The organism is Aeromonas sp. LsrichE-8G (assembly GCF_022869435.1).
Taxonomy (GTDB): Bacteria; Pseudomonadota; Gammaproteobacteria; order Enterobacterales; family Aeromonadaceae; genus Aeromonas; species Aeromonas caviae.
Window position 1 is genome coordinate 1 of sequence record NZ_JALIHH010000035.1, and the last position, 14,477, is coordinate 14,477.

Here is a 14,477-nt window from a genome sequence, read left to right on the forward strand (position 1 = left end):
GGACTCAAACTTTCCGGGAGGACAGGCGTGAATGAAGTCGAGAGCTTGGTCGATACGCATAAAAAAATCCGAAACCCAACAAGGAGTTTCGGATTCTTACACAGCCTGAGGATCGGTCAATGGATCCTTAACTGATCGGCATTAGGAATATATCCCGCTTTTTTCATGTCATCGCGACTCGGCGTTAGTCGCAGGCAACCTGCATCACCTTGATGGCCAGGCCACCGCGGGAGGTCTCGCGGTACTTGGAGTCCATGTCCTTGCCGGTGATGTACATGGTCTCGATCACCTTGTCCAGCGACACGCGCGGCTTGGAGGTGCGACGCAGGGCCATGCGGGAGGCGTTGACCGCCTTCATGGCGGCGATGGCGTTGCGCTCGATGCAGGGTACCTGTACCTGGCCGGCCACCGGGTCGCAGGTCAGACCCAGGTTGTGTTCCATGCCGATCTCGGCGGCTTCACAGACGTGCTCGGGGCTGCCGCCCATCAGCTCGGTCAGGCCGGCGGCGGCCATGGAGCAGGAGACGCCCACTTCACCCTGGCAGCCCACTTCGGCGCCGGAGATGGACGCGTTCATCTTGTAGAGCATGCCGACGGCGGCAGCGGCCAGATAGAAGCGGGTGTACTCGTCGCGGCCCACCGGCTGGATGAACTTGTCGTAGTAGGCCAGCACGGCCGGGATGATGCCGGCGGCGCCGTTGGTCGGCGCGGTGACGACGCGGCCACCGGCGGCGTTCTCTTCACTCACCGCCAGGGCGAACATGTTGACCCAGTCCACGATGTTCATGGGATCGTTGGAGAGGTTCTCGTTGGTGGTCAGCTGGCGGTAGAGCGGCGCGGCGCGGCGCGGTACGCGCAGCGGGCCGGAGAGGACGCCCTCGGTGCGGCAGCCGCGCTCGATCCCTTCCCGCATGGTGGTCCAGATCTTGCCGAGCTTCTTGTAGATCTCTTCCGGGGTGTTGAAGCACTTCTCGTTTTCCATCATCAGGGCGGAGATGGAGAGACCGCTCTGGCTGCAGTGGGCGATGAGCTCGGCGGCACTCTTGAAGGGATAGCTGACGGACATGTCGCCGCTGTCACCCTTGCCAAAGTTCTCTTCGTCGACGATGAAGCCACCGCCGATGGAGTAGTAGGTCTTGCTGTAGACGGCGTCATCTTCGATGAAGGCGGTCAGCCTCATGCCGTTTTCGTGCAGGGGCAGGGCCTCGTCATGGAAGATCATGGCGCCCTTGGGGAAGCTGACGGTGTGGCAGTGCAGGCCGATGGGCAGACGACCGGTCTGCTCCACGCGGGAGATGAATTCGGGGATGGCGTCGATGTCGACGTTCTCTGGCAGGTTGCCCGCCAGACCCATGATGATGGCGGTATCCGTGTGGTGGCCTTTGCCGGTCCAGGAGAGGGAGCCATAGACATCGACCTGGATCCGGGTGATGTCACGGATCTTGCCGCCAGCACGCAGTTCATCCACGAACTGTTTGGCTGCCTTCATGGGGCCGACAGTGTGGGAAGAGGAGGGGCCAACACCGATTTTGAAGATATCAAAAACGCTGATCATGTAACAATTACCTCAGGGTAGAAGGGGGCGCCATGCCCACTCGCAGAAAAGGGATCCATGGGACGGGTCTGTCGTCACAAAGGCCAGGGAACCGGATAACCACAGTGTAACGGTTCAATGCCTAAAAAAAGTTGAAACAGATCTATTTTTGTTGAATTCGTGGCGCGAGTATAAAATTTATTTTGATGGTTATCCATTTTGTTAAGCGTCAGACAAACGTTTTGCAAAAAAATACCCGGCGATGCCGGGTATTCGAGTGCCATATGCGGCTTTATCACAGCGGCTTAACACTCGGTGATGTTGACGGCAAGGCCGCCCCGTGCGGTCTCCTTGTACTTGGTCTTCATGTCGTTGCCGGTTTCCCACATGGTTCTGATCACCTTGTCCAGCGACACCTTGTGCTCGCCGGTGCCGCGCAGGGCGAGGCGGGCGGCATTGATCGCCTTGACTGCGCCCATGGCGTTGCGCTCGATGCAGGGCACCTGCACCAGGCCACCGACGGGATCGCAGGTCAGCCCGAGATTGTGCTCCATGCCGATCTCGGCGGCGTTCTCGACAATGGCGGGGCTGGCGCCCAGTAGCTCGGCCAGGGCACCAGCGGCCATGGAGCAGGCCACGCCGACCTCGCCCTGACAGCCCACCTCGGCCCCCGAGAGGGAGGCATTCTTCTTGTAGAGGATGCCAATGGCGGCGGCAGTGAGGAAGTACTGCATCAGCAGCTCGTCATCCACCTTGCGCACGAAGCGATCGTAATAGTGCAACACCGCGGGGATGATGCCCGCTGCGCCGTTGGTCGGCGCCGTCACCACCCGGCCTCCGGCGGCGTTCTCCTCGTTGACGGCCAGCGCAAAGAGATCCACCCACTCCATCACCATCAGCGGATCCTTGTTGAAATTGGTCTCGCCACAGAGCTGGCGATAGAGGGCGGGAGCCCGGCGCTTGACCTTGAGACCGCCTGGCAGCACCCCCTCGCTCTTGCAGCCACGCTCCACACACCCCTGCATCGCCTGCCAGATCTTGCGAAGCCCGGCCTTGATCTCCGCTTCCGAGCGAAACACCTTCTCGTTGGCCAGCATCAGCCCCGAGATGGAGAGGCCGCTCTCCTGGCACTGGGCCAGCAGTTCGGCGCCGCTCTCGAAGGGATAGGGGATGGGGTGGGCGGCATCGAAGCGGGCCGCCTCTTCCCGGGCGTTGGCGAAGTGACTCTCCTCGATGATGAAACCGCCCCCGATGGAGTAGTAGGTCTGCTCGAACACAAGGGTGTCACCCTCATAGGCGCGCAATGTCATGCCGTTGGAGTGGGCGGGAAGGGTCTTGCGCCGGTTGAAGAGGATGGCGCCGATGCGGGGAAATTCGCTGGGTTGCTCACCGCCCAGGCAGAGGGTCTGGGTCTGCTCTACCTGGGCGAGGAAGGCGGGAATGGCCTCGATGTCCACGGATTCGGGTTCAAATCCGGCCAGTCCCAGGATGATGGCCTTGCCGGTGCCGTGCCCCTTGCCGGTCTGGCCCAGTGAGCCGTAGCACTCGACGACAACGCGTCCGGTACGGGAGAGGAGTGCGTTCGCTTTGAGGGTCTGGATGAAGGCGCAGGCGGCCCGCATCGGTCCCACGGTATGGGAGGAGGAGGGGCCTATCCCGATGGAAAACATGTCGAAGACACTGATCATGACGTACTCCAATTATGGATTTCGTCTAAACATTGTAAATTTTTTGTAGTCGTTGAAAAGGGGGGAGATAGCGGGGTGTGATGGCGGTAGGGAAATGGGCGCGGGAGAGACGCGCCATGGGGGAGCCGCTCGGCATCCCATGGCGCCCGTGATACATCAGTCGAGGAACTCGCACAGATAGGCGGAGGCGATCTTCACTTCCAGCTTGAAGGAGGAGTGACCGGCCACGTCGAAGGATTCCCCCTGCTGGTAGGTGTGCCACTCATCTTCGTCGGCCAGCTGGATGGTGAGGGCGCCCTTGATCACCGTCATGCGCTCCGGGGCGGCGGTATTGAACAGGTACTCGCCCGCTTCCATCACACCAACGGTAGCTTTCTCGCCTTTTTGCTCGAAACCGATGGATTTAACATTTCCGTCAAAATACTCGTTAACTTTCAGCATCTTTTCTTCCCTGTATGCACGTTTGCAGAGCCAACGTAGCACACTGTTTTGGATGTTGTCATGGTAAAAGGAGCAAAAACAGCCGTGTCTCTTTTGAGGTTTTACTTTCTCATAAAGTTATCAATGCATTTCGTTAACGGATTCTAATGTAAAACGGGGCGCAAATATGAGATAAAGCGCACCGCCAGAGCAATGGAGAGGATTTGACGCTCTGGGTGGTCATTTACGCTGTAAAAGTGTGAGTAATTGCTAAATAAAGGAACATTCTGTGTTAACAAAAGGATTAATCAAAAGCATCGGCTTCCAGGTAGTGGTGGCCATGGTGCTGGGCGCGCTGGTCGGGGCGCTCATGGGAGAGCAAGCCACGGTGTTTGCGCCGCTCGGCACCCTGTTTATCCAGCTGATCAAGATGCTGGTGATCCCGCTGGTAGCGGTGGCCATCCTGTCCGGGGCCGCCAACCTGGGGGCCAGTCCCGCTGCTGGCAAGATTGGCGTCACCACGCTCGCCTTCTTCCTCGTCACCTCCGCACTGGCGGTGTTCCTGGCGTTGGTGATGGGTCAGGTGTTCAAACCCGGTGTGGGTGTTGACTTTGGCGCCACCGCGGCCATGTTCTCCGGCGACTACGCCGACAAGGGGGCACTGCCCGATGCAGTGGCCACCCTGCTTGGCATGATCCCGACCAACGTGTTCAGCGCCTTGAACGAGGCCAACATCCTGCAGATCCTGGTGTTCTGCATGTTCCTCGGCATCGCCCTGGCCAAGCAGCCCCGCGAGCGCGCCAAGCCGCTGGTGGACGGGCTCAACACCTTGGTGGACGCCTTCGTCTGGATGATCAACAAGGTGATGCTGATCGCCCCCATCGGCGTCTTCGGCCTGATGGCCGACGCCATCGGCACCTACGGCTTCGACGTGCTGACCCTAGTGCTCAAGCTGTTCGTCGTCTATATCGCCGCCATCCTCATCTTCGGCTTCGTGGTCTATCCGCTGCTGATCGCGTTCTTCTCCAACACGCCGGTACGCAAGTACTTCTCCGCGATGAAGAAACCGCAGATCGTGGCCTTCTCCACCGCCTCTTCCATGGCGACCCTGCCGGTCAACATGGAGACCTGCGAGCGCGATCTGAAGGTGACCAACGCCACCGCGTCCTTCGTGCTGCCGCTGGGCGCCACCATCAACATGAGCGGCAACGCCATCTATTACGGCCTGGTCGCCATCTTCTTCGCCCAGGTCTATAACATCGATCTTTCCATGGGGGCCTGGGCGGCGATCATCGTCACCTCCACCCTGGGTGCCATCGGTCAGGCCGGTGTGCCGGGCCCGAGCTTCCTGGTGGTTGCCGTGCTGCTGGCGGCCGGGATTCCCATCGAGGGTCTGCCGCTGCTGTTCGCGCTGGATCGTCTGTTCGACATGATCCGGACCGCGCTGAACATCACCGGCGATGCGGCCTGTGCCATCATCGTCGATCGCTACAGCCCGGATTACGATCCGAACCGCTGGAGCAAGGAGGCCTGATATCGGTCGTCCACGATGCATGACAAGAGGGAGGCTTCAAGCCTCCCTCTTTCATTTGTGTCTATTTGCTGGCGGTGTTCCCCGCTCGCCTCGCCCGTCTGCGTGCCTCAGGGGGAGAGGTGTGCCAGGGCCTGGCGGCAGCGCTGTTCGGCCGCCTCCAGCTCCAGCAGGACCATCTGGATATCTTCCAGCTGCTGCTGCAGGGTCTCCCGCTTGTCGGCCACCAGCCCCAGCATGGTCTGCAACTGGGAGCGGCTGCTCTTGTCCGCATCGTAGAGGTCGAACAGCTCCCGGATCTCTGCGAGGCTGAAGCCCAGACGCTTGCCACGCAGGGTCAGCTTGAGCCGCACCCTGTCCTGACGGCTGTAGATCCTGTGCTGTCCCTGGCGGGTCGGGTTGAGCAGGCCCTGATCCTCGTAGAAGCGGATGCTGCGGGTGGTCACATCGAACTCGCGAGCCAGTTCGCTGATGCTGAAGGTGCGGGTGTCGTCCCTGGATTTGGTCATGGGGCTGTCTTGGCTGCCATCTGGTTGTCAATGCAGGCTGGCACCTTACCCAAACGTCAACTTCCTCGCAAGTCTTGTTCCCGTCGCGGTCGCGGCATATGTTATCCCGATGTAACAAGGAGAGTGCTATCGATGGATATCGTGATTGTGGCGGCCAAACGTACCCCCATGGGGGCCTTCCAGGGGGCCCTGAGCGCGCTCGGTGCCCCCGAGCTTGGCGCCTGCGCCATCCGCGCCGCGCTGGCGCAGGCCGGGATGACGGGGGGGCAGGTCAATGAGGTCTATATGGGCAACGTGCTGAGCGCAGGGGTCGGCCAGGCGCCAGCCCGTCAGGCGGCGCTCAAGGGTGGGCTGCCGGACAGCGTGCCCTGTACCACCATCAACAAGGTGTGCGGCTCCGGCATGAAGGCGGTGATGCTGGCGGCGGACAGCCTGCGCCTGGGGGAGGCCGAGGTCGTGGTGGCGGGGGGCATGGAGAGCATGAGCCGCGCCCCCTATCTGCTGGACAAGGCGCGCAGCGGTTTTCGCATGGGGCACCAGAGCGTGCTCGATCACATGTTCCTGGACGGCTTGCAGGATGCCTACGAAGGCCATCTGATGGGTCATTACGCCCAGTTGAGTGCTGATCGCAGCGGACTGACCCGGGCCGACATGGATGCCTTTGCCATCGCCTCCCTGGAGCGGGCGTTGACGGCGCAGCGCAGCGGTGCATTTGCCGCGGAACTGGCTCCCGTCATGACCGCTGACCACACCCTGCTGCTGGCCGAGGATGAGCAACCGGGCAAGGCCAGGCCCGACAAGATCCGCGGCCTCAAGCCGGCCTTCAGCAAGCACGGCACCATCACGGCGGCCAATGCAAGTTCCATCTCGGACGGGGCGGCAGCCCTGGTAGTGATGCGGGGCGAGAGCGCTGCCCGGCTCGGATTGCCGGTGCTGGCCAGGGTAGTGGGTTACCAGAGTCACGCCGCCTTGCCGGCGGAGTTTACCAGTGCCCCCGTCGGCGCCATCGACAAGTTGCTGGCACGGGTGGGCTGGTCGGTGGAGGAGGTGGACCTGTTCGAGGTGAACGAGGCATTCGCCATGGTGAGCATGCTGGCGATGGCCGGGTGCGGCATCCCCCATCACAAGTTGAACGTGAACGGCGGGGCCTGTGCGCTGGGGCACCCTCTTGGCGCCAGTGGCGCCCGCATCCTGGTGACCCTGATCCATGCCCTGCGTGCCCGCGGGCTCAGACGAGGGGTGGCGAGCCTGTGCATCGGGGGAGGGGAGGCAACGGCCATCGCCATCGAGGCAGGCTGAATGCGTGGGTGAGATTGCTGCGGGTTGATGAAATGACAACGTCCCTTCAAGAGGGACGTTGTCATTTCTGGCGGGAGTGGACCGGTTGCGCTTCCATGGCCTGAAGCTGCTGGTTGACCCAGGCGGTGGCGCTCAGATAGAGGTGGCTGACCTTCTCTTCGTTGAGGCCGAGCCGGACGGTGTTGGCGGCGACCCGCTGCCAGTCGGCTTTCTCGAAATCTTCACAGAACGCGAGGTAGAACCCGAGCTTGCCCTTGCGGGTGAGCAGGGCGGCACGAATGTCATCGGTCAGGGGAATGGAGCCGAGCAGCTGATCCAGCGGTTCTCCCATGAGCACGTCCAGCAGGGAGAAGAGGCCGGTGACAAAGGCTTGCTGTGCCTGCTCTGCGGGCGCATGGGTCTGGGCCAGCAGTTCGCAGAACCGGGCTCTGATGAGGGACATCTGGTGGAGTTCGGCGCTCTTTTCACTTCCCGCACTGGTGGCGGCGATCAGGGCGACGAAGCGCTTGAGCTGGGCGTGCCCCAGGGAGCTTGCGGCCTGGCGAAACGAGGCGATGGGTTGTGGGAAGCGCTTGAGGTGGTTGATGTAGCGCAGCAGCTTGAGAGAGAGGGTGAGATCCTGATTGAGCAGTTGCTCAATCTTGTCCAGATCCGGTTCGGTCTGATTGACCACCTCGAGCAGCTGCATCACCACTAGTTGGGCCGGCGGTATGGTGGGCTGTTGCACCATCTGGGGGCGGCTGAAGAAAAATCCCTGGAACAGGGTGACGCCGAGCTGCTTCATCCGCTCGAACTCGGCCTGATCCTCGACTTTCTCGGCCAGATAGGTGAGGGGCAGGTGGCGATGATTCGCCATGAAGTGCTCGATGCAGGGTTGCGGCGTGCTGCGCAGGTCGAACTTGATGATATGGATGTAGGGGAGGAACCTGTCCCAGTCTGAGACCATGGTGAAGTCATCCAGCGCCAACCGATAGCCCAGCCCATAGAGCTGGATCACTTTCTCCAGCAGCGCATCGTCGGGCTCGGCATCCTCCAGGATCTCGATCACCACCTTGTCACGGGGGAGGCACTCGGCCAATCCGTCCAGCAACAGGGAGTGGGGGAAATTGATGTAGCAGGGGTGATCTCCGATGAGCTGATCGATGTTCTGCTGCAAGAACTGCTCGGCAACCAGCCTGGAAGTGGCCTGCTGTGCGGAGACGGAGGGAAATACATTGTCCAGGCTGTCGCGAAACAGCAGCTCATAGGCTTGGGTGTTCAACTCCCGATCCAGAATGGGCTGCCTTGCTACATAGGAATACATGCATCTCTCCACCATGGTTACAGGCTTGATTCTATGGTGAAGCGGATCACTATGCCAGTGCCGACCGGTCGGGAAGGTCAACAACTGGCATACTCTTTGTCAGGAAACCCGGGGTGTCAGAACAGGTAGTTGAGCTGCAGGCCGGCGAGCCAGGCATCCCCTTCCGAGGTGCCATTGAAAGTGGAGGTGGTCTGGGGGATGCCGGGCCTGAGCTGCATGGTTTCGCTCACGTCCACCTTCTTGCCGTCGATCAGGGTCAGCCCCAGATCCAGCGAGAGGTGACGGTCAATCTGGTAGCCCACGCCAGCGCTGTACCAGACCCGATCCGAGTCGGGGATGGAGATGGTGCGGCGATCCGCCGGGACCGGGCTGCGGTCGTAGGCGATACCGGAGCGCAGTTGCCACTGGGGGGCCAGCTGGTAGGTCATCCCCAGGGCATAGCGCCAACTGTCTTCCCAGTGCTCCTCCTTGATGTGCATGGTGCCGTGGTGGTCGAGCTCGGATTCGAGCTGCACGAACTTGCTCCAGTTGGTCCAGTTGATGCTCGAATGCAGCGCCAGGGCCGGGGTGAGCTGATGGAACAGAGCCAGCTCGGCGGTGGCGGGCAGGGGCAGATCCAGGCTGCCGGTATCGGTGAAGGGCTGGCCCCTTTGATCGATGCCGATGGCGTCACCGGAGAGGGTCAGGGTCACGTCGTGGCGATAGGAGAGACCGACGCGGGTTGCCTGCGACAACTCAAGCAGGGTGCCCAGGTTCCAGCCCATGGCCCAGCCATCCCCTTTCAGGTGCTTGGCTATCTGGTTGTTGGAGGGGAAAGTGCCGCCCACTTCCCCTTCCCCCTGAATGGCGGAGAGACCGGCCCCGACGGACCAGATGCGGTTGATGCGATAGGCCAGGGAGGCCCCCAGATCCACTGTCTTGATGTCGGAGACGTTGCCGAAGTGACCGGCGTTGTAGTTGTCCGGCATCTTGACCCCGAGTCCGTAATAGGAGGTGGCGGCAAGTCCGAGGCGCCATTGCTCGCTGAGGGGCACGATGAGATAGGCGTTGGGCACCCAGGCGTCACCCGCAATGTCGTGGGCTCCGGCATCCAGACTGACCGGCCCCAGGGTGGTAGGCACCCGGGTGGTGCCCTCGATGTTGACGTCGGGGTGCACGTGGATGACGCCGCCGGAGAAGGCCAGGGTATCGAACCGGGTCATGGCGGCGGCGTTGCGGGAGAGCACGCTGGCATTGTCGGCGATGGCGGCTTCACCCGCGAAGGCACGCCCCATGCCGGTGGCGGATTGCTCCGCGAGCTGGAAGCCGGCAGCCTGTACCTGGCTCGACAGCAGCAAGAGGGCTATGAGGGAGGGGTTGAACGTCGGATGCATGGTCTTTCCTCGGGATGAACTGGGTGTTCATTCTGTTATTCGGTTGGGGCCGGGATTTTATATGGTATGACCAGCAAGGCAACGGGGAGAGGGGAACGTGCGGCAAAACGGGATTAAATGCTGAAAGAAATACCCATAACAGTTTGATAAAAAAAGAAAAGAGTACAGTTGTTTACTACAGCTGTGCGCTCAGTTGGCGAAATTGGATAAAAAAAGAGCGCCCTGGGACGCTCTCGATGATGACATGAAAATCAGAATTTCATGTTGAACTGGGCGGAAGCCAGCAGGGCGTTGCCGTGGGAGGTGCCCTTCCAGCGCAGCGCATCGCTGTGGTTGCGCAGGCCTTCGTTCACGTCCACTTCCTTACCGTCCAGATAGGCCATGCCGAAGTCGAGGCTCATGTCCGGATTGATGTGGTAGGTGGCACCGGCGCTGTACCAGATACGGTCGGAGTCAGGAATGCTCAGGCTGCGGTATTCCGGCTCGATGGGGCTGTTGTCGTAGGCGAAGCCGATACGGGCTTCCCAGGACGGGTTGACGTACCAGGTACCGCCCAGGGCGTAACGGGCTGAGTCCTTGAACTTCTCGTCTTTTTGCAGGCACACGCCGCCGGCGCAGTTGCTGCTGGTGGCCTTGAGCTCCTGGAAGGCGCTCCAGTCGGTCCAGTTCACGGAGTAGTGGACAGCGAATTGCTGGTTCAGGCGGTGGTAGCCTGCGAACTCGGCCTGGGCCGGCAGATCCAGCTTCAGGTTGCCATCGACGACGCGGTTGCCGGAGGTGGCACCCTGGAAGTCGCCGTCAAAGCTCAAGTCCACCTGGGAGCGGTAGGTCAGGGCGAGACGGTTGTTGTCGTTGATCTCGTACAGGGTGCCGACGTTCCAGCCAAAGCCCCAGGTGTCGCCCTTCAGGTGAGCCAGACGGGTATCGGAGTTGGCGCCCGGAATGGCGGCGGAAAGCGCACCGGCATAACGGTTCAGCTCGGCGGCGGCGTAGACGGCATTGATGCCGGCACCGACGCTGAAGCTGGAGTTGATGCGATAGGCGATGTTGGGGTTGATGTTGAAGGTCAGCAGCTCGGTGTCACCGGCGCCGGCACCGGCCGCGAAGGTCTTGGAATATTCGGTGGAAAGGCCGTAGTTGGAGAAGAGGCCGATCCCCCAGGCCCACTGATCATTCAGGGGCTGGATGAAGTAGGTGGCCGGCACGAAGGCATCGGGGGCGATGTCGCTTTCGCTGGACGGAGCCAGCTTGGTGGGGCCGGCATAGATGTCGCCAGCCACATCCACGTCGGGCTTGATATAGGTGCCGGATACAGACAGTGCCATCTTGTCGAAGGTGGTCATGGCCGCCGGGTTGCGGGACAGCACGGCCGCGTTGTCGGCGATGGCTGCTTCACCTGCGAAGGCGCGACCCAGACCGGAGGCCGAGTGCTCGTTCAGCTGGAACGCGGCGGCGAAGGTCTGGGTGCTGGCCAGGGTCACGGCCGCAGCGATCAGGCTTTTCTTGAAAAAGGCAGTTGTCATAGTGTTCTCTCTTTGTAAGCAGATTTTCTGTCGACATCGCGGCTCTTTGGCGGCTATTGACGACATGATCTGTTGTTATGTCAGCTTCTTCCCATTCATTGCTGGCGTGATTCTATGGATCTGGTAGGAGGTAAGAAATCAGACCAGTGACAGCAGAATACATAAAAGTTTCTATTGTGTTAATCATTTGTTTTAACTTGCCGTTTTATTAGGCTGATTTATCTATTATTGGATAAATAAAGCACAAATGGTGCCGTTTGCGTCATTTAAAATAAATGGTAGAAATGTGACTTCGCGCGGGCAATGGGCGGGAACATGCGGGGATGTGGGGATGAACAGGCAGACAATGAGGATGTCTGCCTGTGATGTGGCTGAGGCGGAGGACGAGTCAGCCTGGGTCAAGGTCTGTTAAATGGACCAGTGCAGGCGTGACTCAAGCTGGCGGGCAACCGGGGCGAGGGGCTCCTGCATGTCTCCGATGAGCACCATGTTGGCCCCCTTGAGCGGCAGAATCTCCCCCTTGAGGGTCCCGTCTGCAAAATCGGACTGGATCGTCAGTGGCAGGTGCTTGGGGACGAGGAACAGGGTGACCGGTCCCATCTTGCCCTGCAGCACCATGTGCAGGGCCGGTCCCTGGTAGAAGGCGCAGTGGTTGACATAGGTTACCTTCATGCCCGGCATCTCGCTCAGGGTGGCGCCATATTTCTCCATTTTCGCGTTGATGGTGTGCAGGCTGACCCGCTCATCCACCGCATGAATGAAGGGCTCTTCCCCATAAACGTGGGACATGGCGACCTGAGCCAGCGACAGGGTGTCCGGTGCCACAGGCCAGCTGATCCAGCGGGTGCTCATGCCGAGCAGGAAGGCGACCGAGGCCGCGATGGCCAGAGCGCGCCATGGCGTGCGTGCAGGAGTGACGGGCAGCGGGACCACCTGCTCCTCTTCGGCTGCCATCGCCTGCCTGAGCAGGATCCGCTCCGCAAGACCGGCTGGTACGTCCACTTCCAGAGTGCTGCGCACCTGGCGCTCGAGCTGCTGCATCTCGTCCAGATGCTTGCGATTGGCCGGTGACGCCTCGGCGGCTTTCAAGAAGGCGGGATCCCTGTCCGAGGGGTGAGTGATGGCCCGGCGGCGAAATTCAAGCTCATCCATTGGTGTGTCCTCTCTGTTGTTTCGCAGACTCCATGGCCTCTTTTATCTGGTTGCGGGCGCGAAACAGCCTTGTCATGACGGTGTTCTTGTTCAGGCCGAGTTGCTCGGCGATCTCCTCCCCGCTGAATCCCCCCAGAACCTGCAGCAGCAGCGGCTCCTGATACTCGGCAGGCAGGCGCGCGATGTGACGCCTGAGCCATTCGTGCTCCATCTCCTGCTCGCTTGGCAGGACACCCTGATCCCGTAGGGGGTGCTCGTCGAGGTCGACGAGATCGAACTGCTTTCGCTCAAAGCGGCGGGCATTCTCCCGCCGCAATATGGTGATGAGCCACGCCTTGGCAGCCTTGTCGTCCAGCAGGGTATCTATCGCCTTCCAGGCGCGCAGGAAAGTCTCCTGCACCAGATCCTCGGCGATTTGCGGATCCCGGCACAGCCAGTAGGCGTAGCGGTAGATGTCCCCGTGCAGGGCGTGCACCAGGGCTTCGTACTTGGTTTGTTTGTCAGCCATCTCCCCATAGACCGGAGAAGTGCAGGGATCCTTTCCCGTGTCGGCCCTTTTTCTTCTGAAAAAACCTAACGCCATAAAGGGGTGTCCTGTTTCATGAGGGGCGCATCATGCACGCATCCACGCCAGTATTCGAAGACCATAGGCTATCGCAAAGCTCTCCCAGGTGCACAACTCCCTGGCGAGCGCCTGTCTGGGCAGGTGTTCGCCAGGGACTCGCTTGGGGGAAAAACAGGCCCGATCCAGGTCGTCCAGCAGCGCCCCCATGGCGGGGTCGCGGTGACAGGGCAGCCTGGCCAGATGAAGACAGGGGGGGGCCCAGCGCAGGACGGCCCAGGTCAGCAGGGTTTCCCTGGCCTCGTCAGGAGAGCCCGTGGCGAGGGCCCGTTGCAGGCGATAGAAGGCGCGCCAGCGCGGCCAGCGGCGCATGAATGCCCGCAGCAGGATGGCCAGGAGCACCCAATAGAGATACTGGACCCCTGGTGCGGGGGAGGCGGGAGTGGCGCTCTCCCTTGCCGTGAACACCAGAGAATGTGCGGGCAGGCGCGCCTCCTCGATGCGGCCGCTCTGGGTGTTGAACCAGCGCAGGGTCTGGGGGGGCAGCACATAGCGCCCCGCCTCGTCGGCGGTCAGGGCCTGGCGCCACTGGCGCTCGAAGCGAAGCGCCCCCTCGGCCACGAATCGCTCCTGTTGCTGCTCGCCGTCCGGCTTCATGGAGAGGCCGGCGGGCAGGGGCGGGGCCGGCAAGGGGGGCTGGCGGTTGCCATCCCCCCCTTCCATTACCAGGGTGAGGGTGCGGATCACCGGCTCACCCACCCTGGCCTGGGCCGGGCTGAACTGCTGGCGCAGCACCAGGCTGCTCGCCACCGGCTCCAGGGGGGCCTTGTCCACCTTGATGAAGAGGGTCGCCGCCCTGACGGACAGCAGATCCCCCGCGTTGCCCGGCGCGGTCGCACCGGCCGCGTCCTGGGGCGGCAACCGCCCCTGAAAGCGGGGGGATTCGACGGGATGGAGTCCGGGCCCTTTGGCCTGCAGCAGCCATTTTCGCGTGAGACGCCCGGGCAGGCCGGGGCTGGCGGGAGAGTCCCAGCGATCCTCGCCGAGGCGGCGAATGGTAAAGGCCGGGGTGATGGGCTCGCCGAGGTTGGGGGCCTCCAGGTTGGCTGGCAGCCAGAGGGTCAGCTCATAGATGAAGGGCTGGCCGGGGTAGAGATTCCCCTCATGGAGCACCCGGGCCTGCAGCTCGACCGGAGAGAATACCGGGTCTTGTGTCGGCATCAGGGTGTCGTCCAGGGAACGTGTCGGTACCGCCAGGGAGGGGGTGAGATCGGCGCCAAGGGGCAGGGAGGGCACCTGGCGCGGGCTGGTATCGAGCAGGTGCAGGGGGATCTGCCAGCGGGTCAGGCTGCGGCTCTGGGCACTGACCCGCTGGATGCTGACCCGCCCGACCGCAAACTGGCGCAGCAGCGGTTGCAGGTTGAGATCCTCATCGCGGTGCAGCCCGTCGGCCTCGATGACGAGCAGCCAGTCGCGCTCGCTCGCCCCCGGCAACAGCTCGGCCTCGACAGGGACGGCCTGCACCCGCATGGCGCACAGGGCGAGCAGCAGCCAGCAGCCGATCCGGGGGGAGAGCAAGCGCA

The 14,477-nt window shown here is 61.8% G+C and carries 12 protein-coding genes; 2 read left to right on the top strand and 10 right to left on the bottom strand.

Annotated features, from left to right (window positions below; genetic code table 11):
• Positions 1–184: 184 nt before the first annotated feature.
• From MUW49_RS07700 to MUW49_RS07710, 3 genes are all read right to left on the bottom strand, one after another.
• The gene (locus MUW49_RS07700) at positions 185–1,555 is read right to left on the bottom strand and encodes an L-serine ammonia-lyase (protein ID WP_039039104.1); all 1,371 of its coding nucleotides are present in this window, start codon (positions 1,553–1,555) and stop codon (positions 185–187) included.
• Between the two features lie 284 nt (positions 1,556–1,839).
• A complete protein-coding gene (locus MUW49_RS07705; protein ID WP_010674652.1) occupies positions 1,840–3,222 on the bottom strand; it encodes an L-serine ammonia-lyase in 1,383 nt (460 codons plus the stop codon).
• Positions 3,223–3,378: 156 nt separating this feature from the next.
• Entirely contained in the window at positions 3,379–3,663 is a 285-nt protein-coding gene (locus MUW49_RS07710) for a pyrimidine/purine nucleoside phosphorylase (protein ID WP_010674653.1), read from the bottom strand.
• Positions 3,664–3,931: 268 nt separating this feature from the next.
• Between MUW49_RS07710 and MUW49_RS07715 the strand changes: the two genes are divergently transcribed.
• Positions 3,932–5,176, top strand: coding sequence for a dicarboxylate/amino acid:cation symporter (locus tag MUW49_RS07715; protein ID WP_029314496.1), 1,245 nt, complete (start codon positions 3,932–3,934; stop codon positions 5,174–5,176).
• Between the two features lie 107 nt (positions 5,177–5,283).
• Here MUW49_RS07715 and MUW49_RS07720 read toward each other — a convergent pair whose 3' ends face one another.
• Positions 5,284–5,682, bottom strand: a complete 399-nt coding sequence (locus MUW49_RS07720; RefSeq protein ID WP_010674655.1) for a MerR family DNA-binding transcriptional regulator — start codon at positions 5,680–5,682, stop codon at positions 5,284–5,286.
• 132 nt (positions 5,683–5,814) lie between these two features.
• Between MUW49_RS07720 and MUW49_RS07725 the strand changes: the two genes are divergently transcribed.
• Positions 5,815–6,981, top strand: a complete 1,167-nt coding sequence (locus MUW49_RS07725; protein WP_010674656.1) for a thiolase family protein — start codon at positions 5,815–5,817, stop codon at positions 6,979–6,981.
• Between the two features lie 61 nt (positions 6,982–7,042).
• On the opposite strand, the gene MUW49_RS07730 is transcribed toward MUW49_RS07725, so the two are convergent.
• From MUW49_RS07730 to MUW49_RS07755, 6 genes are all read right to left on the bottom strand, one after another.
• Positions 7,043–8,284, bottom strand: a complete 1,242-nt coding sequence (locus MUW49_RS07730; RefSeq protein WP_010674657.1) for an EAL domain-containing protein — start codon at positions 8,282–8,284, stop codon at positions 7,043–7,045.
• Between the two features lie 116 nt (positions 8,285–8,400).
• Complete coding sequence (locus tag MUW49_RS07735; RefSeq protein WP_010674658.1) at positions 8,401–9,657, bottom strand: outer membrane protein transport protein; 1,257 nt, start codon at positions 9,655–9,657, stop codon at positions 8,401–8,403.
• 251 nt (positions 9,658–9,908) lie between these two features.
• A complete protein-coding gene (locus tag MUW49_RS07740; RefSeq protein ID WP_010674659.1) occupies positions 9,909–11,180 on the bottom strand; it encodes an outer membrane protein transport protein in 1,272 nt (423 codons plus the stop codon).
• A 408-nt stretch (positions 11,181–11,588) separates the two neighbouring features.
• On the bottom strand, positions 11,589–12,332 hold the full coding sequence (locus tag MUW49_RS07745) for a DUF3379 domain-containing protein (RefSeq protein ID WP_010674660.1): 744 nt from the start codon (positions 12,330–12,332) through the stop codon (positions 11,589–11,591).
• Positions 12,325–12,915 (bottom strand): sigma-70 family RNA polymerase sigma factor, encoded by a 591-nt coding sequence (locus MUW49_RS07750; RefSeq protein WP_029314498.1) that lies wholly within the window; start codon positions 12,913–12,915, stop codon positions 12,325–12,327. Before MUW49_RS07750 ends, MUW49_RS07745 begins: the two co-directional genes overlap by 8 nt.
• Positions 12,916–12,945: 30 nt before the next feature.
• A complete protein-coding gene (locus tag MUW49_RS07755; RefSeq protein WP_102949314.1) occupies positions 12,946–14,424 on the bottom strand; it encodes a BatD family protein in 1,479 nt (492 codons plus the stop codon).
• Between the last annotated feature and the right edge of the window lie 53 nt (positions 14,425–14,477).

Coding starts and splice junctions, on each gene's coding strand:
- MUW49_RS07705 (WP_010674652.1), bottom strand. CDS start 3,222: ATGATCAGTGTCTTCGACATGTTTTCCATCGGGATAGGCCCCTCCTCC.
- MUW49_RS07745 (WP_010674660.1), bottom strand. CDS start 12,332: ATGGATGAGCTTGAATTTCGCCGCCGGGCCATCACTCACCCCTCGGAC.
- MUW49_RS07755 (WP_102949314.1), bottom strand. CDS start 14,424: ATGCGGGTGCAGGCCGTCCCTGTCGAGGCCGAGCTGTTGCCGGGGGCG.
- MUW49_RS07730 (WP_010674657.1), bottom strand. CDS start 8,284: ATGTATTCCTATGTAGCAAGGCAGCCCATTCTGGATCGGGAGTTGAAC.
- MUW49_RS07710 (WP_010674653.1), bottom strand. CDS start 3,663: ATGCTGAAAGTTAACGAGTATTTTGACGGAAATGTTAAATCCATCGGT.
- MUW49_RS07700 (WP_039039104.1), bottom strand. CDS start 1,555: ATGATCAGCGTTTTTGATATCTTCAAAATCGGTGTTGGCCCCTCCTCT.
- MUW49_RS07735 (WP_010674658.1), bottom strand. CDS start 9,657: ATGCATCCGACGTTCAACCCCTCCCTCATAGCCCTCTTGCTGCTGTCG.
- MUW49_RS07725 (WP_010674656.1), top strand. CDS start 5,815: ATGGATATCGTGATTGTGGCGGCCAAACGTACCCCCATGGGGGCCTTC.
- MUW49_RS07740 (WP_010674659.1), bottom strand. CDS start 11,180: ATGACAACTGCCTTTTTCAAGAAAAGCCTGATCGCTGCGGCCGTGACC.
- MUW49_RS07750 (WP_029314498.1), bottom strand. CDS start 12,915: ATGGCGTTAGGTTTTTTCAGAAGAAAAAGGGCCGACACGGGAAAGGAT.
- MUW49_RS07720 (WP_010674655.1), bottom strand. CDS start 5,682: ATGACCAAATCCAGGGACGACACCCGCACCTTCAGCATCAGCGAACTG.